Annotated in this window: 17 protein-coding genes and 2 pseudogenes; 10 read left to right on the top strand and 9 right to left on the bottom strand. The window is 60.7% G+C overall.

The window, feature by feature from the left end; translation table 11 throughout:
• The first annotated feature begins 231 nt into the window (after positions 1–231).
• The 3 genes from FVF58_RS25190 to FVF58_RS25180 all read left to right on the top strand — a co-directional run bounded on the left by FVF58_RS25190 (position 232) and on the right by FVF58_RS25180 (position 2,528).
• A complete protein-coding gene (locus tag FVF58_RS25190; RefSeq protein WP_149672548.1) occupies positions 232–594 on the top strand; it encodes a cyclic nucleotide-binding domain-containing protein in 363 nt (120 codons plus the stop codon).
• A 145-nt stretch (positions 595–739) separates the two neighbouring features.
• Positions 740–1,396 carry a peroxiredoxin gene (locus FVF58_RS25185; RefSeq protein ID WP_149672547.1) on the top strand — a complete coding sequence of 219 codons (657 nt, stop codon included), beginning with the start codon at positions 740–742 and terminating at the stop codon, positions 1,394–1,396.
• Between the two features lie 61 nt (positions 1,397–1,457).
• Entirely contained in the window at positions 1,458–2,528 is a 1,071-nt protein-coding gene (locus FVF58_RS25180) for a rhodanese-like domain-containing protein (protein WP_149672665.1), read from the top strand.
• 31 nt (positions 2,529–2,559) lie between these two features.
• On the opposite strand, the gene FVF58_RS25175 is transcribed toward FVF58_RS25180, so the two are convergent.
• On the bottom strand, positions 2,560–3,240 hold the full coding sequence (locus FVF58_RS25175) for a TetR/AcrR family transcriptional regulator (protein ID WP_149672546.1): 681 nt from the start codon (positions 3,238–3,240) through the stop codon (positions 2,560–2,562).
• A gap of 313 nt (positions 3,241–3,553) precedes the next feature.
• Here FVF58_RS25175 and FVF58_RS25170 point away from each other — a divergent pair, with 313 nt between their 5' ends.
• From FVF58_RS25170 to FVF58_RS25155, 4 genes are read left to right on the top strand one after another with little or no spacing between them, the layout of a single operon-like run.
• Positions 3,554–4,510: an HlyD family secretion protein gene (locus FVF58_RS25170; RefSeq protein WP_149672664.1), complete on the top strand. Its 957-nt coding sequence runs from the start codon at positions 3,554–3,556 to the stop codon at positions 4,508–4,510.
• Positions 4,507–5,451, top strand: a complete 945-nt coding sequence (locus FVF58_RS25165; protein WP_149672545.1) for an ABC transporter ATP-binding protein — start codon at positions 4,507–4,509, stop codon at positions 5,449–5,451. The genes FVF58_RS25170 and FVF58_RS25165 overlap by 4 nt, the downstream gene beginning before the upstream one ends.
• Positions 5,448–6,590: an ABC transporter permease gene (locus FVF58_RS25160; RefSeq protein ID WP_149672544.1), complete on the top strand. Its 1,143-nt coding sequence runs from the start codon at positions 5,448–5,450 to the stop codon at positions 6,588–6,590. Before FVF58_RS25165 ends, FVF58_RS25160 begins: the two co-directional genes overlap by 4 nt.
• Positions 6,591–6,602: 12 nt before the next feature.
• Positions 6,603–8,063, top strand: coding sequence for an efflux transporter outer membrane subunit (locus FVF58_RS25155; protein WP_149672543.1), 1,461 nt, complete (start codon positions 6,603–6,605; stop codon positions 8,061–8,063).
• Between the two features lie 70 nt (positions 8,064–8,133).
• Here the strand turns inward: FVF58_RS25155 and FVF58_RS25150 are convergent, their stop codons facing one another.
• From FVF58_RS25150 to FVF58_RS25130, 6 genes and pseudogenes are all read right to left on the bottom strand, one after another.
• Complete coding sequence (locus FVF58_RS25150) at positions 8,134–10,383, bottom strand: xanthine dehydrogenase family protein molybdopterin-binding subunit (RefSeq protein WP_149672542.1); 2,250 nt, start codon at positions 10,381–10,383, stop codon at positions 8,134–8,136.
• On the bottom strand, positions 10,380–11,384 hold the full coding sequence (locus FVF58_RS25145; RefSeq protein ID WP_149672541.1) for an FAD binding domain-containing protein: 1,005 nt from the start codon (positions 11,382–11,384) through the stop codon (positions 10,380–10,382). The genes FVF58_RS25150 and FVF58_RS25145 overlap by 4 nt, the downstream gene beginning before the upstream one ends.
• Positions 11,381–11,929 (bottom strand): (2Fe-2S)-binding protein, encoded by a 549-nt coding sequence (locus FVF58_RS25140; protein WP_149672540.1) that lies wholly within the window; start codon positions 11,927–11,929, stop codon positions 11,381–11,383. The genes FVF58_RS25145 and FVF58_RS25140 overlap by 4 nt, the downstream gene beginning before the upstream one ends.
• A 385-nt stretch (positions 11,930–12,314) precedes the next feature.
• Positions 12,315–12,980 carry a UdgX family uracil-DNA binding protein gene (locus FVF58_RS25135; RefSeq protein WP_149672539.1) on the bottom strand — a complete coding sequence of 222 codons (666 nt, stop codon included), beginning with the start codon at positions 12,978–12,980 and terminating at the stop codon, positions 12,315–12,317.
• Between the two features lie 80 nt (positions 12,981–13,060).
• Positions 13,061–13,186, bottom strand: a complete 126-nt coding sequence (locus FVF58_RS54240) for a hypothetical protein (RefSeq protein ID WP_281291273.1) — start codon at positions 13,184–13,186, stop codon at positions 13,061–13,063.
• 66 nt (positions 13,187–13,252) lie between these two features.
• Positions 13,253–13,662, bottom strand: a pseudogene (locus FVF58_RS25130) (GFA family protein).
• 295 nt (positions 13,663–13,957) lie between these two features.
• On the opposite strand from FVF58_RS25130, the gene FVF58_RS25125 reads away from it, so the two are divergent.
• A complete protein-coding gene (locus FVF58_RS25125; RefSeq protein WP_149672663.1) occupies positions 13,958–14,557 on the top strand; it encodes a ParB-like protein in 600 nt (199 codons plus the stop codon).
• 207 nt (positions 14,558–14,764) lie between these two features.
• Here the strand turns inward: FVF58_RS25125 and FVF58_RS25120 are convergent, their stop codons facing one another.
• Positions 14,765–17,338 carry an ATP-binding response regulator gene (locus FVF58_RS25120; RefSeq protein ID WP_149672538.1) on the bottom strand — a complete coding sequence of 858 codons (2,574 nt, stop codon included), beginning with the start codon at positions 17,336–17,338 and terminating at the stop codon, positions 14,765–14,767.
• 27 nt (positions 17,339–17,365) lie between these two features.
• Entirely contained in the window at positions 17,366–18,403 is a 1,038-nt protein-coding gene (locus FVF58_RS25115) for a 3-oxoacyl-[acyl-carrier-protein] synthase III C-terminal domain-containing protein (protein WP_149672537.1), read from the bottom strand.
• An 868-nt stretch (positions 18,404–19,271) separates the two neighbouring features.
• Here FVF58_RS25115 and FVF58_RS25105 point away from each other — a divergent pair.
• Both FVF58_RS25105 and FVF58_RS25100 read left to right on the top strand, forming a co-directional pair.
• Positions 19,272–20,087, top strand: a complete 816-nt coding sequence (locus tag FVF58_RS25105) for a class I SAM-dependent methyltransferase (protein ID WP_149672536.1) — start codon at positions 19,272–19,274, stop codon at positions 20,085–20,087.
• Between the two features lie 1,079 nt (positions 20,088–21,166).
• Positions 21,167–21,724 (top strand): annotated as a pseudogene (locus FVF58_RS25100) (hypothetical protein); the annotation flags it as partial.

The raw sequence follows: 21,724 nt of genomic DNA, 5'->3' as shown, positions 1-21,724 counted from the left end.
TGTGGCACCGTCATTTAGAAGCGGGTTCAAACGCGAAACGCAGAGACTCTTCGAAGCAAACGCATTTCGGAAGTCTTCCAGGACCGCAGCCTGGTGCGAATGAAAAATCATAGGCGCGGCACGTACTTCGCAAAACAGCCACTACTCGTCTGCTGAACAGTCACGGGCGAGGTTGAACTCAACTTTTCGGCCAGCTGCGGTCATCGCTGCGCACATTCGTAAGGTGATTTGTTGATCAATCAGGAAACTCACAGCCGAATCCTCGATCTCAATCCCCTGCTCAAAGAACTGCTGCGTCCGATCAAGCGCACGCGACCTGCATCTTTATCAGGTGCTGCCTGGCGGGACGCGAATTCTCACCGGCAGTTGCCTGCTATCGAACTGCTAGTGCTGCCGTCCAGCAGTTTCAAGCAGTTGTTCTCCTGGCTTGAGCTATTTGACAACCAGGTATTTAATCACTTCTCTGAGCGCCTGACTGAGCTGATGAAGCTCGTCACGGCAATGACATTCCAGAAACGGGAGCAGCGCCTTGCGTCCTTGCTGCTGTCCAGATCGAACCCGATCGAAATGATCGCATCAGAGCATCGCCGATGAACGTGGCAGCGCCATGAGGAAATTTGTCAGTCTGTGAAAAGTTGGTGACTTTTATTACTGAGGTCTGGTAGTCCTGTGTTGGATACTTGTGGACAGGCTCGGATCAGATGTCCATTTTGACAAACCACTTTGCAGGGAAATCAACATGTCACTCCGAATCAACGACATCGCGCCCAACTTCACCGCTCGCACCACTCAGGGAGACATCGATTTTCATGAATGGATCGGCGACCAATGGGCCATCCTGTTCTCACACCCGAAGGATTTCACCCCCGTCTGCACCACCGAACTGGGTTACATGGCAAAGATCGAACCCGAGTTCACACGGCGCAACGCCAAGCTGATCGGCCTGTCGGTCGACCCGGTCGAAAGTCATGACAAATGGGTTGCCGACATCGAGGAAACCCAGGGTGCCACGGTCAAATATCCGATGATCGGCGATACCGATCTCGCGGTCGCCAAGCTCTACAACATGCTGCCGGCCGACGAGCCCGGCACCTCCGAAGGACGCACCCCCGCCACCAACGCGACCGTGCGCTCGGTGTTTATCATCGGCCCGGACAAGCGCATCAAACTGATGCTGACTTACCCGATGACCACCGGCCGCAACTTCGACGAGATCCTGCGCGTACTCGATTCGATGCAGCTAACCGCGAAGCACAGGGTCGCCACGCCGGTGAACTGGAAACAGGGCGAAGACGTCATCATCACGGGCGCGGTCAGCAACGAGGAAGCCGATCAACTCTTCCCCGGCTTCAAGACCATCAAGCCGTACTTGCGCGTCACCAAGCAGCCTGGCTGAACTCAGGCACGGCGGGCTGTCAAAGGCTCGCCGTGTCTCCCTTATTTCAGAGCCCGCCATGTTGATCTTCCGCCAGCTGTTCGACCCCACCTCGTCCACCTATACCTACCTGCTAGGTGACAGTGGCAGCGGCGACGCGCTGCTGATTGACCCCGTCTACGAGCAGGTGCCGCGCGACCTCGCGCTGCTGCAGGAGTTGGGGCTCCACTTGCGGGCAACCTTGGACACCCACGTACACGCCGACCACGTCACCGGCGCGTGGCGCCTGAGTCAGCGCTGCGGCAGCCAGATCGCGCTCGCCGAGGCGGCTGGCGCGACCGGCGTAAACCGGCCGCTGCGGCACGGCGATCGTATCGACTTCGGCAGCCGCTACCTGAGCGTACGCGCGACCCCCGGCCATACCAACGGCTGCCTGACCTATGTTCTGGACGACCAGAGCATGGCCTTCACCGGCGACAGCCTGCTGATTCGCGGCTGCGGCCGCACCGATTTCCAGCAGGGCAGCCCGCAACAACTGTTCGCGTCGGTGCACGAGCAGATCCTGACGCTGCCCGAAAACTGCCTGCTCTACCCGGCACACGACTATCGCGGCATCACTGTCACGAGCGTCGCCGAAGAACGGCGTTTCAATCCGCGCCTGGGCGGCGATGTGGATGTCGGCGACTTCACTGGTCATATGAACAACCTCAATTTGCCGCATCCCAAACTGATGGCCGTGGCGGTGCCCGCGAACCTGCGCTGCGGCCAGCCGGACACGGAAGCCTTGCCGCAAGAGACGCCTGACTGGGCGCCGCTGACGCTACGCTTCAGCGGTGTTTGGGAGATCGAACCCATGACGCTGCTGGAGCATGCGGCCGGGCTGCAGATCGTCGATGTGCGTGAAGCGCCGGAGTTCATTGATCGCTTGGGCCATCTGCCGGGCGCGCGGTTAGTGCCACTTTCGCAGTTGATGGGACGGCTCGATGAACTGGACCGCGAGCAACCGGTGGTGGCGGTGTGCCGCTCGGGCGTGCGCTCGGCCCAGGCTAGCGTGTTGCTGACCAAAGCGGGCTTCGGCAAGGTGGCGAACCTCGCCGGCGGGATGTTGCGCTGGAAGACCGAAGGGCTGCCGGTGGCGTCTGGAAGCGTCTGAGAGGCGCCCCGCGCGCGCAGTCCGACTCGACTCAATCAGAACGATGAGCGGCGGCGATCGCATCCAGCCCAGCGATCACAAAGCGGACGAAGTCGTCCGCGAGTGCATTTCTGTCTTTCGCGACAGCGGGCAGCAGCGCGTTTTGCACCTGCTTTGGCGCGATCATGAGCGCAACGCAGGGCAGCACGGTGAACATCACCGCCCGCTGTACGGCCGGGTCTCGCGGATCCAGCTGCAGTACCTCACCCATCAGCCCCAGCATCACCGCCGCCTTGGGCCGCACCGCTTTCTCGACGAGCGCGGGCATCGCGCGCGATGGCGACAATATCTCACGCAGCATCAGCATGAATCCCCACGGCGCGCCAGCCTTCGTCGAAAGGCCGACAAAACGGGACAGCACCGCCTGCAATTTTTCTCTTGGATCACCCGGTCCCTTTGTCAGCGCCGTGAGTTCGTCGAGCCCCACCATCTGCCGATGCGCCTCCACAAGCGCGGCTTCGTACAGCGCCTCGCGACTGCCAAAGTGATAGTTCACCGATGCCATCGGCGTCCCCGCGCGCGCGCATATCTCCTTGCTGGTGGCATCCGCGAATCCGCGCTCCGCGAATACCTTTCCCGCCGTGTCGAGCAAGTGCTGGCGGGTCGCCGCACCATCGGGGCGGCTGGCCCGTTTGGGCTGCTTCACGGCGGTCTGTGCTGGTTTGCCGGGCATAGAGAAATCGCGACTCCGCAAATAGTTTGAATTCAAATTCAAATTCACATATTATCTATTCTACTTCGTCTGCGCTGCGGCTTGCAGCCATTTCACCGCCCTTCGGCACGCTTGCCCCTTTCGACACGCAGGCCGCCGGCGTGCGATAAACAGTATGGATTACTTACTGAACACCTCTGTCGAGCAGAACCCGTCCGCGTGGAATGAACCCGATGCCGACTTCAATCCCCTGTCCCGCGCCGATCATCGCGCCAATCGTTTTCCCCGTGCACGCCGCACCTTTCCGCAGTTGTTTGCCTTCGGGGAGAACGCAATGAACCGGGTTCACATCACTGTGTGGCTGCTGCTAATCACCGGCTTCGTTGCCGGTTGTTCGCGCCACGACGACAACGCGTATCAAGGCTACATCGAAGGCGAGTACGTCTATCTCGCGTCGTCGCAAGCGGGCACGCTGACGCAGTTGCAAGTTATGCGCGGACAAACGGTCAAAGCCGGCACGCCGCTTTTCCTGCTCGACCCGGTCGACGAAACCGCCGCACTCGCTCAGGCGCAGCAACAGCTTGCCGCCGCGCGCTCGCAACTGGCCGATATCGAAACCGGCAAGCGTGTGCCCGAAGTCAACGTCAATCGCGCACAACGTTCTCAGGCCGTCGCCAATGCGCGCAAGGCATCGCTGCAACTGACACGCGACGAGGCGCAGTTCCGCGCAGGCGGCATTTCAAAGGCGCAGCTCGACGATTCGCGCGCCAATGCCGACGCCACCGCAGCGCAAGTACGCGAACTCACCAGTCAGGTCGAAGTCGCGCGCCTGCCTGGCCGTTCGCAGCAGATTGCCGCGCAGCAGGCCCAGGTCGCGGCCGCCGAAGCGGTCGTCGCGCAGGCACAGTGGAAGTTGGACCAGAAGCGTGTGACCGCGCCCGCAGACGGCCTCGTCTACGACACGCTCTTTCGCGCCGGCGAATGGGTGCCTGCCGGAAACCCGGTCGTGCAGATGCTGCCGCCGCAGAACGTCAAGGTGCGCTTTTTCGTGCCGCAGACGCTGGTCGGCGCAATGACCCCGGGCCGCGACGTGACGATACAGTGCGACGGCTGCGCAGCCGATGTGCCGGCGAAGATCACCTACGTGTCGAACAAGGCCGAGTACACGCCACCGGTCATTTATAGCAACGAAAGCCGCGCGAAGCTGGTGTTCATGATCGAAGCGCATCCGTCCGTCGCGGATGCAGCGAAGCTTCATCCGGGGCAGCCCGTGACGGTGGTGCGGAAATGAACGCCGATAGCCCCGCATACGCGATCGACGTCCATAACCTGAACAAACACTTCGGCGACAAGCACGTGGTCAACGACGTGACGCTGCAAGTCGCGCGCGGCGAGATTTTCGGCTTTCTCGGCCCAAACGGCAGCGGCAAGACCACCTCGATCCGCCTGATGTGCGGACTGCTCACGCCGGACTCCGGCACCGGCACCTGTCTGGGCTACGACATCCAGCGCGAGAGCGCGCAGATCAAGCGCAGCGTCGGCTATATGACGCAGCGGTTTTCGTATTGGGAAGACCTGACCATCCGCGAGAATCTCGACTTCGTGGCGCGTATGTATCAGATGCGCAACCGGCGCGAAGCCGTCGATCGCTCGCTCGAATCGCTCGGGCTGCAAAGCCGGGCGAATCAGCTAACCGGCTCGCTGTCCGGCGGCTGGAAGCAACGTCTTGCGCTGGCCGCATGCATGCTGCACGAGCCGAAACTGTTGTTGCTCGACGAACCCACGGCGGGCGTGGACCCCGCCGCGCGACGCGACTTCTGGGAAGAGCTCCACCGGTTGGCGGCGCGCGGCATCTCGGTGCTGGTCAGCACGCATTACATGGACGAGGCCGAGCGCTGCCACAAGCTCGGGTACATCGCATACGGCAAGTTGCTGGCGCAAGGCACGGCGAACGAAGTCATCGCGTCACAGGATCTCGCGACCTGGTCGATCTACGGCGAACGTCTGAGCGACCTGTCCGAACGGCTTCGCACGATGCCCGGCGTCGACCAGACCGTCGTATTCGGTTCCGCGCTGCATGTCAGCGGCAGCGATCACGAAGCGCTGGAAAAGGCGATCAGGCAAGCCACTGCCGGCACGACGCTGCGTATCGAGCCGATCAGCACAGGACTCGAAGAGGTGTTCATCTATCTGATGAGCCATTCGAAAGATAACTTCGGAGCGCCATCATGAGCAGAGCAATCGCATTTTCACTGACGCGCTGGTGGAGCATCGTCCTCAAGGAGTTCCTGCAATTACGGCGCGACCGCATTACGTTTGCCATGATCGTGGGTCTGCCGATCATTCAAATGACGCTGTTCGGTTTCGCGATCAATAGCGATCCCAGGCATCTGCCGACAGCCATCATCATTCACGACCAGAGCGCGTTTTCACGCAGCTTCGTCGCGGCCATGACGAACTCGGCCTATTTCGACATCGTCGAAATACTGCCGGACGAAGAAGCGGGCCGCCGCGCGCTCGCGCAAGGCCGCGTGCAATTCGTGCTGAACGTCCCGGTGGATTTCTCGCGACAACTGCTGCGAGGCGAACGTCCGTCGTTGCTGGTCGAAGCCGATGCAACCGATCCCACCGCAACCAACACCGCTCTCGCCGCATTGCCGGGCCTGATTCAACCGGTGGCGGACAAGGACATCACCGGTGCGCTCGCGCATCTGAACGGCGGCCCGAGCGCATTCGGCGTGCAGATCCACAGCCTGTACAACCCGGAAGGCATTACGCAATACAACGTGGTTCCCGGCCTGATGGGCGTGATCCTGACCATGACGCTCGTGATGATGACGGGCCTCGCCATCACGCGTGAACGCGAGCGCGGCACGATGGAAAACCTGCTCGCAACCCCTGTTCTGCCCATCGAGGTGATGACCGGCAAGATCGTGCCTTACGTTGCGATCGGCCTCATTCAGGCGACGATCATTCTTGTAGCAATGCGCTTTGTGTTCCATGTGCCATTCGTCGGCAGTGTGGTGGCGATCTATCTGGCCGCATTGCTTTTCATCGCGGCGAACCTGACAGTCGGTATCACGCTGTCTTCGCTCGCGCAGAATCAGTTGCAGGCGATGCAGCTGACAATGTTCTACTTTCTGCCCAACATCCTGCTGTCCGGCTTCATGTTTCCGTTCGCAGGCATGCCGCGATGGGCGCAGTTCCTCGGCAATCTGTTGCCGCTGACCTATTTCAACCGGCTGATTCGCGGCATTGTGCTCAAGGGCAGTGGCTGGGCTGATCTATGGCCGTCCGTGTGGCCCATGGTGCTTTTTACGGCCATCGTGATGGCTATTGCCCTGCGCTTCTATCGGCGCACGCTGGACTAGGAGGACACGTCGATGAAACCAATCGTTATCGCGTGCGTGCTCGCGCTAGGCGGTTGCGCGGTCGGCCCCGATTTTCAGGCACCGGCGGCGCCCGATACGCAAAGCTATACGCGCGAGCCGCTGCCCGAACGCGGCGCGCCGGGCGAAGGCGCGTCGGGATCGGCGCAAACATTTAGCGTCGCCGACAGCACGTTGCCCATGTGGTGGCGGCAGTTCCATTCGGATGCGCTCGATCGCCTTGTCGATCAGGCGTTGCGTCAAAGCCCGACACTCGGGCAAGCTCGCGCGAAACTGCTCGAGGCGCGCGAGAACTACACCGCGCAGGCGGGCGCGACGCAGTATCCCGTCGTGGATGCAAAGATTTCAGCCTCGCGGCAGAAGGTCGATCCCGCTGCGTTCGGCGTTCCGCTCGCTGAAGCGCCGGGACCGTTTTCGTTGTTCAACGCATCGGTGAGCGTGTCGTATGTATTCGACGTTTTCGGCGGCAATCGGCGCGCGCTCGAAGCAAGCCTCGCGCAAGTCGATTACCAGTCGTTCGAACTCGACGCCGCCCGGCTTTCCATCGCCGGCAATGTCGTGTTGACCGCTGTGCGGCGCGCGTCGCTGCAACAGCAGATCACGCTGACGCAACGTCTCGCCGATGCACAGGCACGGCAACTGGCAATCATCGAAGCGCGCTACGCCGCCGGCGGTGTGGCTCGACTCGACGTGCACAGTCAGCGCACGCTGCTTGAACAGACACGCGCGTCGTTGCCGCCGCTGACCACACAGCTCGCGCAGGCCGATCATCAACTCGCGATTCTGGTGGGCGTCGCGCCGTCGAAAGCGGACTACAGCGACATCACGCTGGATACGCTCCGATTGCCCAACGACATCCCCGTCACACTGCCCTCGACGCTGGCACGCGAACGGCCCGACATTCGCGCATCGGAAGCGTTGCTGCATCAGGCCAGCGCGAACGTGGGCGTGGCGACGGCGAATCTGTATCCGCAGTTTTCCTTATCGGCGGGGATTGGGTCGGAGCGCACCAGCATGGGCGACATCGTAAAAGGTCTGAATATCTGGAACGTGGGCCTCAATCTGACCCAACCTCTTTTCCACGGCGGAGAATTGCGCGCGAAAAAGCGCGCCGCGCAAGCGGCTTATGACGCGGCGTTAGCGGCATATCAGCAGACAGTGTTGCAGGCCTTGCAGCAGGTTGCCGATTCGCTGAGCGCATTGCAGGACAATGCGCGCGAATTGCAAGCCCGCGACGACGCCGACCAGCAGGCCCAGGCGAGTCTCGTGATCGCGCGCCAGCAGTACGACGTCGGCGGCATCAGTCAGACTGCGCTGCTCGACGCGCAACGCCAGGCATTGCAGACAGCGATCGACCGGACCCGTGCACAGGGCGACCAGTTCAGCGATACGGCGGCGTTGTTTCAGTCGCTCGGCAGCGGGGTGATGGAAACGACCGTGGGCAGTAGCCGCTGAATCTGGCATTACCTCTTGCTGCCGAGGGCGGCCGGGACGGCCGCCCCGCTGGACATGGCAGAGGCGCTGACTAGGTAATCAGCTTGTCGAGAGTAATCGGCAAGTCCCTTATCCTTTTTCCGGTGGCATGCCAGATTGCATTGCTCACCGCCGCGGCCACGCCCACCATACCGATCTCGCCAACGCCCTTCACCCCAAGTGGATTGACGATGTCGTCATGCTCGTCGACAAACAATACGTCGATTTCGCGAATGTCGGCATTCACCGGCACGTGGTATTCGGCGAAGTTGTGATTCATCTGCCGGCCGAGCGCGTGGTCGAACTGACCATCCTCGTGCAGCGCCATGCTGATGCCCCACACCACGCCGCCGGCGATCTGATTGGCCGCCATCTTCGGATTGACGATGCGCCCGGCGGCAATCGCGCTGACCACGCGCGTCACCCGCACGGTGCCGAGCGCTTCGTCCACGCGCACCTCGACGAACACGGCCGAATGCGTGCCCATCGAATACGCCCGCTGCTTTTCGTGCGGCTTCACGCTCGCCTGCTCCTCCACTTCTTCGAGGCCGGCGCGCTCGAGCAGTGTATCGATACGGACGGCATCCTCCGGGCCCGCCCCGCAGACGAGCCGGTTGCCCGAACGCCGCACCTCTTCGCGCGGCGCCGCCGCGAAACGGCCGCCGCCATGCTCGCGCGCGAGTTCGACGAGCCGGTTGTGCAACCTCTTGCACACGACGTCGACCGCGCTGCCCACCGACGACACCGTCCACGACCCGCCTTCGATCGGCGCTTTCGGCAAACGCGTGTCGCCGAGTTCGAAGCTCACGTCGCTCACCGCGACGCCGAGCGCGTCCGCCGCAATCTGGCTCATCGCCGTGTAGGTGCCGGTGCCGATATCGGCGGTCGAACTCGACACGGTCACGCGGCCGTCGCGCGTCATCACCGCACGCGCCGCCGCTTCGATCTGCATCGCGTCCCACGCGCCGGTCGCCATGCCCCAGCCGATCAACTCGTGGCCCTCGCGCCGCGCGCGCGGCGCGAGCGGCCGCTGGCTCCAGCCGAAGCGCGCCGCCCCTTCGCGATAGCACTCGCGCAGCGCCTTGCTCGAAAACGGCAGATTCTTGTTGGCGTCACGCTCGGCATAGTTGATGAGCCGCAATTCGAGCGGGTCCATCTGCAATGCTTCGGCCAGTTCATCCATCGCCATTTCGAGCGGGAACAGGCCCTCAGTCGCACCGGGCGCGCGCGCATCCGAGGGCGTGGGCACATCGAGCCGGACCAGCTTGTAGCCCATCGCCACGTTATCGCACCGATAGAGCTTGCCCGCCCAGTTCACCGTCGATTCGCAAAATTCTTCGTATTGCGAGGTCTCCGCCACGGCTTCGTGAATCACCGCCTGCAATCTGCCGTGCGCGTCAGCCCCGAGCGCGACGCGCTGGATGGACTGCGGACGATGCGCGAAGGTGAACATCTGCTGGCGCGTCAGCGTGAGCCGCACCGGCCGTTTCAGTTCGCGCGCGGCCATCACCGCGAGCGCGAGGTGATAGTACGGCCGCAAGCCGGAGCCGAACGCGCCGCCGACGAACGGCGCAATGACCTGCACCTCATCGTCGTTCAGACCGAATACCCGGGTCAGATACGACTTGGTATTGCCGACGCCCTGCGTCTTCTCGTACACGGTCAGGCGGCCCTGCTCGTCCGGCACCACGGTGCAGCCGTGCATTTCCATCGGACTGTGATATTCCGCCGGCGTGCTGTAGAACGCATCGACCCGAGCAGCGGCGCTGGCGAGCGCGGCGTGGGCATCGCCGCGTGCGGGCGGCGGCGGATCGAAGCCGCCTTTTTCCGTGGAAGGCGACACGGCGCTCATCACCGCCTGGTCGATGTCGGTTCGATGCGGGGTGCTTTCATAACGCACGACGACGAGCGACGCCGCATAGCGCGCCAGTTCGTGCGACTCGGCCACCACTAGCGCAACCGGCTGGCCGCTATACCACACGCGCTCGTCCCATAGCGGCCGGAACGGTGTGCCGCTGGGCGCGATCATGTCCTTGTATAGCTTTTCGTCGAGCGGGAGCGGCGGGCGGTTCTGATGGGTCAGCACGAGCAGCACGCCGCGCAATGCGAGCGCGGCCGATACGTCGATCGATACGATGCGGCCGGTCGTGATCGTGCTCGATACGACGAAGCCATAAGTCATTGCGTCGGCGGTGAATTCGGCCGCATAGCGCGCGGCGCCGGTCACCTTCAGCCTGCCGTCGACACGCTTGTGCGGTACGCCGATGGCGCGCAATGCCGGCAATGTTTCGGCGCGGTTCATGATGCGGCCTCCTCGAACGAACGTTGCGTAGCCAGTTCGAACGCGCGCACGATCACACGCCGCGCCAGATCGATCTTGAACGCATTGCCGGGACGGCCCTGCGCGCCGCGCAGCAACTCAGCGGCAAACTCGCGCACCGTGGCCGCGTTCAGCGGTTTGCCGCGCAACCGGGCTTCGGCCTCGGGACGGCGCCACGGCTTATGCGCGACGCCGCCGAGCGCGCAATGCGCCGCCACGATCCTGTCGCCGTCGAGTTCGACGCCCAGCGCCGCCGACACCAGCGCGAACGCATACGACGCACGGTCGCGCACTTTCACATACGCGTGATGCGACGCAAAACCTTGCATCGGCAATTCGATGGCCGTGACCAATTCGTCGTCGCGCAGATTGGTGTCGAGGTTCGGCGTGTCGCCCGGCAGGCGGTGAAAATCCGCGAACGCGAGCGTGCGCGCACCGTCCTTGCCGTCGAGATGCACGGTCGCGTCGAGCGCTGCGAGCGCCACGCACATGTCCGACGGATGCACGGCGATGCACTGTTCGCTCGCGCCGAGAATCGCGTGAATGCGATTGATGCCGTTCAGCGCCGGACAGCCGGAGCCGGGCTCGCGCTTGTTGCACGGCGTGCCCACGTCGTAGAAGTAATGACAGCGGGTGCGTTGCAGCAAATTGCCGCCGACGGTCGCCACATTGCGGATCTGCGCCGACGCGCCGGCCAGAATCGCGTCGGCGAGCAGCGGATAGCGCGCGGCGACGGTCTCGTTGTAAGCGACCGCGCTGTTGGTGACCAGCGCGCCGATTTTCAAGCCACCGTCAGGTGTGGCTTCGATCTGCTTGAGCGGCAGGCGGTTGATATCGACCAGCACTTTCGGGCGCGCCACGTCCTCGCGCAACAGATCCACGAGATTGGTGCCGCCCGCGATGAACGCAGCGGCGGCATTCGCGCGATGCTGCGCGATCGCATCGGCCACCGCGTTTGCACGCGTATAGGAAAAGCGGTTCATGAACTGGCTCCCTGTGCGCCGGGCTGCCCGTCCGCGAGATCCGCTGCGTCCAGAATCGCCGCGACTATGTTGGTGTACGCGCCGCACCGGCACAGGTTGCCGCTCATCTGCTCGCGGATATCGTCGGCGCACTTGACGTGGCCTTCGGCGAGCATCGCGACCGCGGAACAGATTTGCCCCGGCGTACAGTAGCCGCACTGAAACGCGTCATGGTCGATGAAAGCCTGCTGGACCCGATGCAACCTGTCGCCTTCGGCCAGCCCTTCGATCGTCGTGATCGACGCGCCATCGCGCACCACGGCGAGCGCGAGACAGGTGTTGATTCTCAGGCCGTCGACAATCGCGGTGCACGCTCCGCATTGTCCGTGATCGCAGCCTTTTTTCGTTCCTGTCAGATGACAGTGCTCGCGCAGCAGATCGAGCAGCGAGGTCCATGCCTCCACTTCGAAGTGCCGCTTTTCGCCATTGATTTCAAACGTGACCGGCACACGCTGTGCTTCCTCGGGCGCGACGTCCGGCGTCCGCTCTACGGTTGGGGTATCCATGGGTGTTCTCCTCACTCCGCACGGTAGATCGTGCGATACGGCGCATCCATCGCGAACATGGCGCAAGCGGCGTGCCACGGTGCTACGGCGGATTATCGCGCTAACGCGCCGAACCCGCGCAGATGCCGCGCAAAGAAGCAGCCGGCCGGCGTGTCGGGCGCATCGAGCGCGTGGCTCGTAGTCCGCGCGTGGCCGGTCCGCGACCTCAACGGCGCTCAACGATCAGTTCACCTCGACGGAAATCGCGCAGGTGGTGAGCTTCGTCAGGAATACCTGGGGAAATCATGCGGCTCCGGTGTCGGACCGGCAGCTGCGTCAGTTAAGGTTGGCAATTCACAAGTGAGGCGTGCTTGCGGCACATGCGGGGGAGTGCATGTGTTTGAAATCACGTGGACCGCTTGTGCTGATGGCTGAGTTTGCGCGCTGTCTGGAGTGATTCGACGATCGTTTCATAGACGCGCCGGCGGGTTTCGGGGTCCGGCGCACGCAGCGCGAACGACGGATGATAGGTTGCGACAATGAGGTGTTCGCCGTGTTCGATCGTTTTGCCGAGCGCATCCTGTAGCCGCGAGTGCGCATCGTCCAGCACGGCTTTAAGCGCGGTAGCGCCCAATGTGACGATCACGCGCGCTTCTATCTGCCGAAATTCCCGTTCGAGCCAGTATTCACAGGCTGCAACTTCTCTTTGCGCCGGCGTTTTGTGCATGCGACGCTTGCCGCGCGGCGTCCACTTGAAATGCTTGACTGCGTTCGTGACGTAGACGTCGGCGCGCTCCAGCCCCGCTTCTTCGAGTGCTTTATTGAGCAGTGCGCCGGCGGGTCCGACAAAAGGCCGGCCTTGCAGGTCTTCCGCATCGCCCGGCTGTTCGCCGACCAGCATGATCGACGCGTTACGCGGCCCTTCGCCGCCGACTGGTTGTGTGGCGTCGCGCCATAGCGCGCAACGGCGGCAGTCCGCCAGTCTCGCCGGTTGCTGGTCGCGGTCGATGTCTGGACTGGCGGCCTTGCTGCTGTGCGTGTGCTGGGGTTTATCGGCTTTCTCAACGGCCATGTTGGGCATTCCTGCCCGGCGCCCACCCTCGCGAGTGAGCGTCGGCAAAAACATCAGCGGTATGCACGCAACAAACATCGTCATGGCTGCCGCTGACCGCCTTGATGCTGCGGCATCTTCTGCTGGTTCTGCTGTTGCTGGCCCTGGACCTTGCCTGCATTCTTCGGATTGCCAGCCTGCGTGTTGGATTGCTTCGTGTCAGTCATATCGACTCCCTTGTGCCGGTTACGCCGGTTGCTTTTTAACCGCAGCAAACAGCGTTCCCCCGCGGACTACCTGAGCCGGTCCTTGTCATATTCGGTGCGCACGCCTGCGGGCAACCAGGGCTCCTTGTGGCAGCACCACAGTTCGTAGGTCGGCTCATAAATCCCCACCCGGTCGAACGCACCCAGCGGCAGGTCTAGCTCGTCGCTTCCCACATATTCCATGAACGCGACCGAGCCGCACGTCGGGCAAAAATACCTTCGCGCGCCGGGCGAACTCTGCCAGGCTTTCGTGGGGCCGAAAACTCCACAGCGTCGCGCGCGAACATTGCATAACCGCCGAACACATTGCCGTGTATTCGGCGGCAGGTCATGCAATGGCAAATGGACACGCGCCTCGGTCGCGCGGTGACACGAAAGCGCACCGCACCGCACGCACATCCGCCGGTTTCTTCGATGTGTTCGCTAGTGGCTTCCATCACACTCTCCTGGCCGGGCGCTATTTCTCGCTTTTCTTCGGAATCCATTGTTGCCTCCTTGAAAGGACCGGGGACTAGAGTGCGAAACTGCGCGACGTGAACGCGGCCACGTTCAATTTGCGGGGCGAGCAAGCAGCATTCCTCGCTGGCGGCCGCCGTGATCGAAGTCGGCCGTACCGTGGCCGCTGGGAATAGGGTTTGCTATGGGTGCAGCAAGCGATTGCGGCCAGGACACAAACAACGCAAACGCATCTCGCCGGCGTCGCCGGTTGAGGTCCACCTGGGGGAGCACGTCATGAAGCAAATTGCCCTTGAACAGTTGCGACCGACACAGATGACGCACGGCATGCGCGAGGTCGCGAAGAAGATCGAGCAATACCGAAGCCTGTCGGAACATGACCTGCAGATGGCAATTGCCGAAAAGCCGGTGCCAGTCGTGCTGGGCCCCCAAGGAAAGCCTTATGTGACCGACCATCACCACATCGTCGCCGCGCTGCATGCGCTGCGGATTGCTGCGGTGCCGGTCGTCCTTCAGGAAGATCTTTCGTCGCTGACAGTCCAGCAGTTCTGGCTGACGATGGAAGACCGGCGCTGGACGTATCCCTACGACGCGCAGGGCGGGCGCGTGAGCTTTACCAACATGCCTCGCCATGTCTGGGACCTGAGCAACGATGAATACCGAAGCCTCGCGGCATTCGCTCGCGACGCAGGCGCATTCGAGAAAACCACCGTACCGCTGGAAGAGTTCCGCTGGGCTGATCTGTTTCGCAGCATGCTGCCCCTGCCGTCCGACGACGAAGCGTTTGCGCGCTCGCTGCGCGAGGCGATCAAGCTGGCGGGAAGCGTCGCCGCGATCGGTCTGCCGGGCTTCCTGGGCAACCCGCAACGGGAGTAACGCGGTTGATGTAATTATGAGGCGGCGTTTGTCTCCTGCGGGTCGTGGCGGCGGCGTTCCTGATGAAAGCCCACCCGATGCGTTCAACACATCACGCATCCCCGCCTACTGACTCGCCGCGCTTGCCGGCGTACTCACAACGGGCGCCTCGCTGCTCGCCGCGTTCGTGCCACTGGCGGCCGCGCCGGCGGCACCCTCAAACGGCCGTCAATCCTTCAACACGTCCCGATGATCGCCACGCGCGTTCGCCGAATCGAAATACGTCCGCAGAGCGGGCGCTGACTGGTCGCTCAACGAGCAGATTCGCGCCAGCCAGTCGGCCTGCGCAGGCCATTCGCCTTCCACCACGCGCGGATAGATCTGCCGCACGAATTGATGCAGCGCCTTTGCGCCAATATTGCCGCTGACGCCCAACAAAACATGCAACGCCGCGTGCGTCGCTTCTAGATCGCGAACCGCCACGCTGGCCGCGAGCCGCGCGACAGTCGAGCGAATCTGCTCGATACCGTTGAGGAATGTCTGGTCCAGCAAATCGAGCGCGACCAGTTCTTCAAGGTGCTTCTCGTCGAGCAGCGGTGCTTCCTTGACCGGCTCGGACTTGGCGGCTTGCACAGCGGATGTCCGTGCCGCCTCGGCCTGCGCCGGCGAACGCAACACACGTTGCCTTGCAAACTGTCTTGCCAGGCCGGCGTAGAACGAGCCGACCTGAACGGGCTTGAGCATGACCTCGTTCATGCCCGCGGCAAGACATGCCTGCACGGCATCCATGTCGGCGTGGCTGGTCAATGCAACGATGGGGACTTCGGCATACGAGTCCGCACGCGCGCGAATCAGCGTGGTGGTTTCCACGCCGCCCATTCCCGGCATATTCACGTCCATCACGATCGCATCAATCGCGCGGCCCTCCTCCAGCTTCGCCAGCACCGCCGGGCCGTGCTCGGCCTCGATGACGCTCGCACCGCATCGCTCCAGATAACCCTTGGCAACCAGCCGGCTGTAGGTGTCGTCGTCCGCGACGACGATCGTCTTGCCGGCGAACCCTTCGAAGCGCTCGCTGTGAAGATAGCGATTGCCGTTTTCGAAGAGGTTCTCGAGCGTGGTGATCAATTCCACCACGCTGCAGGATTTGCTGATCATGTCGTCCATGCCGGCGCGCCGGGCAAGCACGCGGGTCACGTTGCCCGGCTCCGCCGTATAAGCGGCGATCAGCACGTTCCAGTTCGGCGACTGACGGTCGGCGCGAATTCTCTCGGCAGTGCTGTAGCCGTCCAGAACCGGCATGTTGATGTCCATTAGCACGAGGTCGAAGCGCGCTGACTGCTGAAGCACGCTCAACGCCGCCTCGCCGTTCTCCGCTTCGCTCAAGTCGGCGCCCACCTTCGACAATGCGCGGCGCGCTCTGCTCCTTAGCGCGGCATCGTCGTCCACGACGAGAATGCGTTTGCCGCTGAAAAACGGCGTGGCGCGGTCGATGATCTTCTGCTCATGGTCCGTCACCTCGCGCTCCAGGATAACGGGAAATTGCAGGGTGAACCGCGTGAATTTGCCGACTTCCGAGCGGCAGCCGATCGTGCCGCCGAACGCATGCATCGCGCGCTGGCAGTAGGCCAGGCCAAGGCCCGTACCCGCCGAATTGCCGGTAGTGCGGAAAGGCTCGAACAGATGCGGCACGATGTCGGGCGCAATGCCCGGCCCGGTGTCGTGGACCAGCACCGTTTGCCGGTCGACCGTGAGCGTAAGTGTCGCCGAAGGATGCGCGGCAATATGATGAAGCGCATTCTTGATCAGATTGAACAGCGTGAACAGATAGACGGTTTCGTCGACCTTGAACGTAAAATCCTCGAGCACCGCGAGCCGGACCTTTGCGCGCTCCTGCTGGTCGGCGAAGCCGTATTCGTCCAGCGCCTTACGCGTGGCGGCGGCCGCGCTCAGATAGACGAGACGGTCCGACGGGATGGGTTTCGCGCTCACTTCATCCAGTGTCATCGCGATGATGCGCAGGCCGCGCTCGATCGACAACTGGCCATGCGCGAGATGCCGGTAAAGCGACGCCGCTCTGTCGTGCGGCAGGGCCGGCGGCGTGCGGCCATCCGCCGTGGCGGGCAGCGCCTCTTCCACGCGATCCAACACGAGCCTCAGTTGGCTGAGCGGATTGCGCATTTCATGCGCGATCGAGCCGGCGAGCGCGCGCAGCGCGCCGTTTCTGGCCTGCGCGACGATCCCCTTCAGGTTGCTATAGCTGAACGTGAGGCCGGCGAAAATGCCAAACGTGAACACCGGCAAATAGGTGTAGAGAAACAGATGCGCATCCACGTGGACGGACTGCGGAATTACGATCTTCGCGCACAGGATCGCCAAACCGATGCCCAACAACAGATTCAGCGACAACGCGGCGAACGACGGGAAAATGGCGATCAGGAAAAAGATCATTCCCAGTTCGGCCATCGACCAGAGCATCGAATAGTGACCGGCCAACAGGTAATAGGTGAAAAAGAACGGTAGCGTATAGGCTACCGTCGCGAAGTAATACCACGGCAGGAAGCGCGCCATCGAAACCGGCCAGTAACGGCGCAAAAGCAGCAGCGCGCAGGCGGCTGTGCCGATCACGCGCATCAACAGATTTTCGTTGGGTTGAGGATCGACGAAGGTCCACCACAACCAGTACACCGGATGCCCGATCGTACCGATCACGCCAACCGCCAACACACTGTAGTCCGATACCTTGGCGGCGTCGAACACCACCCGGTTGAGATAGCGGATGCCCCCTGAAATGGCTTTCATTTGTGCTTTATCTTTGCTTGCTCAGCCTCAGAATTTGAAGCTGCTAACGTTGAATGACATGCCGGCGCTGCCGACCCAGCAAACCACCCGGTCGCCTCTCTTCAACTGCCCGCTTTCCTTGGCCATGGAAATGGCAGCCGGGATCGACGCCGACACGAGATTACCGGTTTCCGGGTAGATGTGATACATCTTGTCCTCGATCCCCGCCTTTGCTCCAAAACCGTGCCACGCCGCCTTCGACGATGCGTGGGTAAAGACGATGTCGATCTCTTTCTTCGGCACGGGCAGTTTCTCCATCACCGCGGACAGCTCGTCGGAATTCTTGTGAAGCTCATGACCGAATGATGTGAAACGCATGTTGCCATTCTTTCCGATCCGATCCGACGGGTGGCAAAACCCTTCATAGCCCGGAATCGGAATGGTGCACAGGTCCGATATCTCCGGGCGCGCGCGGAACGCGAAACTGAAATTATCCGGCTCCTTCGCGACAAGCAGCGTGGCGGTGGCCGCCTCGCCGATCGTAAACGACGGCAACGTATATTCGATTTGAGCCGAGTTCTTCAACGCAAAATTTGCCGGAAAGAGTGGCCCGCCGGCCAGCATATTGAACTCGGCATTCACAATCATAGCGTTTCTGTACTGACCGGACTTGAAGAGACTGTCGATAATTGACATCGCTCGTGTCCAGCTCATGCAGGCATCGACGACGTCGAAGCATTCGGCATTCACGAACCCCAGTGCGCTGGCCATCATATGGCTGTTACCCGGCTCTAGAAATCCCCTGCCGATGCCGACAAAAATGAACAGCTCGATATGTTCCGGCCGCAGATACGATTCGGATAACGCCTTGCGCGTCGCCATTGCAACGTGATCAATGGGCGCCTCGTGGCTTTCGCACCAGCGCCGGTTGACCAGCCCGCTTCGGTCGAGCAGCGTCTTGATGGTACGCATACCCCGGTCGATGTCGCCTTCGTATTCCTTGGAATGGAAACGAATCAAGTCGATAACTTCTTCGTTTGTAACGACTTTGGACGGCAGACTGACTGCAACATTCTTGATGAGCATAAAAAATCCATGAAAAATTGAATCAATAAGTAGAAGCACGTTTCGCCCGCATGGCACGCGAGTACCAAACGTCGGGTACCCGCCCGCGCGGCGCTGGTACATTAACGCGTCCACCGCTCATCATGAATATTGTTCTTTTAGGTCTTGGTCCCAGATACAGGGTCGATGCAAGGAAGTGAAAGCAAAAAGGCATCGGGGTTTCGGGCCCGCGGGAACCGGGGCAAACGTTCAACTCGCTGCGCCCGGTCGCAATGTCGCCATGTTTTCAAGCCCGGCCCCTATAGCGAACGATTCGCCGATGCCAAAAAATAGCCGTGGAAAAATGGTGCGAAAGTGACGCGGCTCAGGCCGCGTCGTGTGACATGCCGTTGCAACGACTTCTGCCAGAAGAGCTTCTGCAACGACGGCAACTGGCTGCTGGATCTGTGCTGTCCGAGGTGCCTTAGGAGTTCGTCGGCTATGGCACATGGGTCCGCCAATTCGGGGTGCCATCCGACGACCATACGGTCGCGTTCTATCACGAGGGTCGCACGATGTGGTCGATGCCCGCGTGTGGCTCCTGAACGAAGACGGCACTAATGTGCGCAAGGTTCATGTGCAGGACCCTATTCCAGCCGGCCACCGATCGCGACAGCAAACCCGCACTGTATCTCGCGGATCTGTCGTCCAGAGATCTCAGCGAATATTCACCACAATCGGCCAACACCTCCACGTGGTCGGCCAAAACACCCGAATGGCACGTGACGCGGCGGTACCATGATTGCAATGTGCATTCCCGCGTCCTGTTCCTGAAAATTCGTTGAGCATCGCACCCCATTGATAATTCTTAGAGCCGGCATATCATCGAATTGAAATAAAGAGGGCGATTATGACCAGTAAAATACTCGACGAATACATCAGGCACCGAAGAAGAGAAGTTGATGGGTGGCTAGCAAGATGTGATGCCGAAATATTCGCGAGACTACTCGAATCGCAACTCGATAACGGCATTACTGGCGCCATCACAGAAATTGGAGTTCATCACGGAAAGTCATTCATTCCGATGGCAATCAGCAACAACGGGCGCCTTTGCTACGCAATCGATATCTTCGGGAGACAGGAGTTCAATGTTGACATCTCCGGTTGCGGTGATAAAGATGTGTTTGTCCGGAATCTGACGAAGTTTGGCGTTGACGCGAAAGGCGTTTTTATCGACGAACGACCCTCTACAGAGGTAACGCCCAGCGATATCGAAGGAAAAGTAGGAAAGGTTCGTTTTTTTCATATTGACGGGGGACATCATCACGATGTCGCCCTCAACGATCTGAATCTGGCCGAAGCAGTCGTTAGCGATAACGGCATTATCGCGATCGACGACGTATTCAGACCGGAGTGGCCAGAGGTAAGCATGGCCTTGTTCTCGTATCTCGCCAGAAAAACCAAAGATTTCGTGCCATTCGCGATTGGATATAATAAGACTTATTTATGCCAGCATCCCTTCGCAGAACTGTACCGCGGCATTCTAACCAGTAGCAACTTTTTGCAATTATATTTCTCGAAAAAGTACGAGATATCGAATGAGGCGATTTTGGTCTACCAGGTCTATGCGGTTCCAGAATGGGGGCTGCGGGCGAGGGTTATGCACTATATGAAGACCTATCATCCTGATCTGGTTTTTTCAGCAAAAAGGTTACTCGGTCGATAGTTTATGCTGGCCAGCGCGGTCACGAAGTGGGCCGCGACAAATCAAGAATCGGTTTTCACTCGAAACTCGAATGCAGACCCATCGAATATCGCGGCTGCGCTAGTTACGTCCTCTTCCTCCGATTGTTTCATCGATGTCTTCGGGCTGGCTCCCGAACCGGGGACACTGAAGACGGCGGGATTGCGAGGACTGTATCGCCGTCAAACCCTCTGAACGCGCCACGCCCTTTCTAGCGCGCGCAACGGCGCCGGCCTCGCTCACGTTAGAGGGCAGCACCGAAAAGCTCGTCTATCCCGGGGAGAGCACAAGCCGCTTTGCGATGCGGCATCGGAAATGTCGCGTCTGAAGACCCGCAATCTTTGCGCGAATCTCTAAAGCACCGCCCCTCGTAACGACCAAGTTCGCGGAGTTCCGGCCATGGCTGCTATCCGGCGCGAGCGAAAACGCGCCCCCGAACGGTGCATCACCGACTTGGCTCGCTTCCGCACTTGAAATCACTCCGCAAAACGCGATTTTTTCTGGGGGTCGAATTCGCAATAATTGTGACCATTCAATCCTCTTATCATCATGAGAAAGCAGGGATTTTGGCGACACAACAATTTATTAGAAAAATTATTACTATTTGTCCGAAAAGTACTATTTCCTGGAGGATTTGGAAAGTACTTCGGGTAGGATCTACCCCGTTCGCGAAGGCGGTACGGAAGAAATTGCGTGCTGCTAAGGTGATCGGCATTCGTCTGCTGAAACGTTTGCGCATCAGGTGGCGAGAGGGTCCGAGCAGCAATGGATGTCGTAGCCATATCGTCTCCCAAGATTTTTTGACGCAGTAGGACGCGCGGATCGCTCGCGGCAGCGATCGACGGCGCTCGTCTGCTGGATTGCCACACGTGGTCGAGCCTGCCATCGCTCGCTTTAATCAGCATTTAAGCTGCGCCCAGGAATCAGAAGAAGATCTTTTTACATAATTAGCATAACGAAGTAAACCGAGTTATCCACAAAAACTCATTAATTCGAAGTCTATAAAGATCAATATTTGTATTTTTTCCGATATTTTTATCGACAGTGGAAAATAATCAGCCATGGTAAAACGACGTCAATTTATTGGTGGGCTGGCGGCCCTCGGTGGAAGTTATCTTTTGACGGCCTGTGGTGGCGGCGGCGAAGACGGTAGCAGTGGCACTACTGGCGCTGCTACCAGCAAAGCAACGGCGCATGCGAGTACTGCATCCGCGAGCGGCACGGCGATGCCGCCGGCAAGTTCGATTACAGACAGTGCAGGGGCCGTATGGACGCTGTCGGGCGGGCTGCTATATAAAAACGGGGCAGTAGCTGGGGGTAACTACAATGTGGCGCTCGCGCTGTGGTACAACGGCAGCATTTATCACCAAAACAAGAGCGGCCAGTTCTATCAATGGAACGGCTCGGCATGGGTGAGCACCATCGATCCGCGTTTGGGCAGCATTTCCGCGGACGGTACCACCCTACCTTCCGCGCCGTACATCATCGACAAGTCTGGCTCGAAATGGACGCTTGTCAACGGCATCGTTTACAGGAACGGCGTCGCCGCAGGTCCCAATTTCAACGTGGCGCTCGTACTTTGGTACGGTGGCAAGGTCTACCATTGCAACAAGAGTGGT

The organism is Paraburkholderia panacisoli (assembly GCF_008369935.1).
GTDB lineage: Bacteria > Pseudomonadota > Gammaproteobacteria > Burkholderiales > Burkholderiaceae > Paraburkholderia > Paraburkholderia panacisoli.
The sequence above is the reverse complement of the archived record's forward strand: the minus strand, read 5'-3'. Positions and strand labels throughout refer to the sequence as shown.

Excerpts from the sequence above, each read along its gene's own strand:
- FVF58_RS25185 (WP_149672547.1), top strand. The coding sequence starts at position 740 with ATGTCACTCCGAATCAACGACATCGCGCCCAACTTCACCGCTCGCACC.
- FVF58_RS25175 (WP_149672546.1), bottom strand. The coding sequence starts at position 3,240 with ATGCCCGGCAAACCAGCACAGACCGCCGTGAAGCAGCCCAAACGGGCC.
- FVF58_RS25170 (WP_149672664.1), top strand. The coding sequence starts at position 3,554 with ATGAACCGGGTTCACATCACTGTGTGGCTGCTGCTAATCACCGGCTTC.
- FVF58_RS25165 (WP_149672545.1), top strand. The coding sequence starts at position 4,507 with ATGAACGCCGATAGCCCCGCATACGCGATCGACGTCCATAACCTGAAC.
- FVF58_RS25160 (WP_149672544.1), top strand. The coding sequence starts at position 5,448 with ATGAGCAGAGCAATCGCATTTTCACTGACGCGCTGGTGGAGCATCGTC.
- FVF58_RS25155 (WP_149672543.1), top strand. The coding sequence starts at position 6,603 with ATGAAACCAATCGTTATCGCGTGCGTGCTCGCGCTAGGCGGTTGCGCG.
- FVF58_RS25150 (WP_149672542.1), bottom strand. The coding sequence starts at position 10,383 with ATGAACCGCGCCGAAACATTGCCGGCATTGCGCGCCATCGGCGTACCG.
- FVF58_RS25145 (WP_149672541.1), bottom strand. The coding sequence starts at position 11,384 with ATGAACCGCTTTTCCTATACGCGTGCAAACGCGGTGGCCGATGCGATC.
- FVF58_RS25140 (WP_149672540.1), bottom strand. The coding sequence starts at position 11,929 with ATGGATACCCCAACCGTAGAGCGGACGCCGGACGTCGCGCCCGAGGAA.
- FVF58_RS25135 (WP_149672539.1), bottom strand. The coding sequence starts at position 12,980 with ATGGCCGTTGAGAAAGCCGATAAACCCCAGCACACGCACAGCAGCAAG.
- FVF58_RS54240 (WP_281291273.1), bottom strand. The coding sequence starts at position 13,186 with ATGACTGACACGAAGCAATCCAACACGCAGGCTGGCAATCCGAAGAAT.
- FVF58_RS25125 (WP_149672663.1), top strand. The coding sequence starts at position 13,958 with ATGAAGCAAATTGCCCTTGAACAGTTGCGACCGACACAGATGACGCAC.
- FVF58_RS25120 (WP_149672538.1), bottom strand. The coding sequence starts at position 17,338 with ATGAAAGCCATTTCAGGGGGCATCCGCTATCTCAACCGGGTGGTGTTC.
- FVF58_RS25115 (WP_149672537.1), bottom strand. The coding sequence starts at position 18,403 with ATGCTCATCAAGAATGTTGCAGTCAGTCTGCCGTCCAAAGTCGTTACA.
- FVF58_RS25105 (WP_149672536.1), top strand. The coding sequence starts at position 19,272 with ATGACCAGTAAAATACTCGACGAATACATCAGGCACCGAAGAAGAGAA.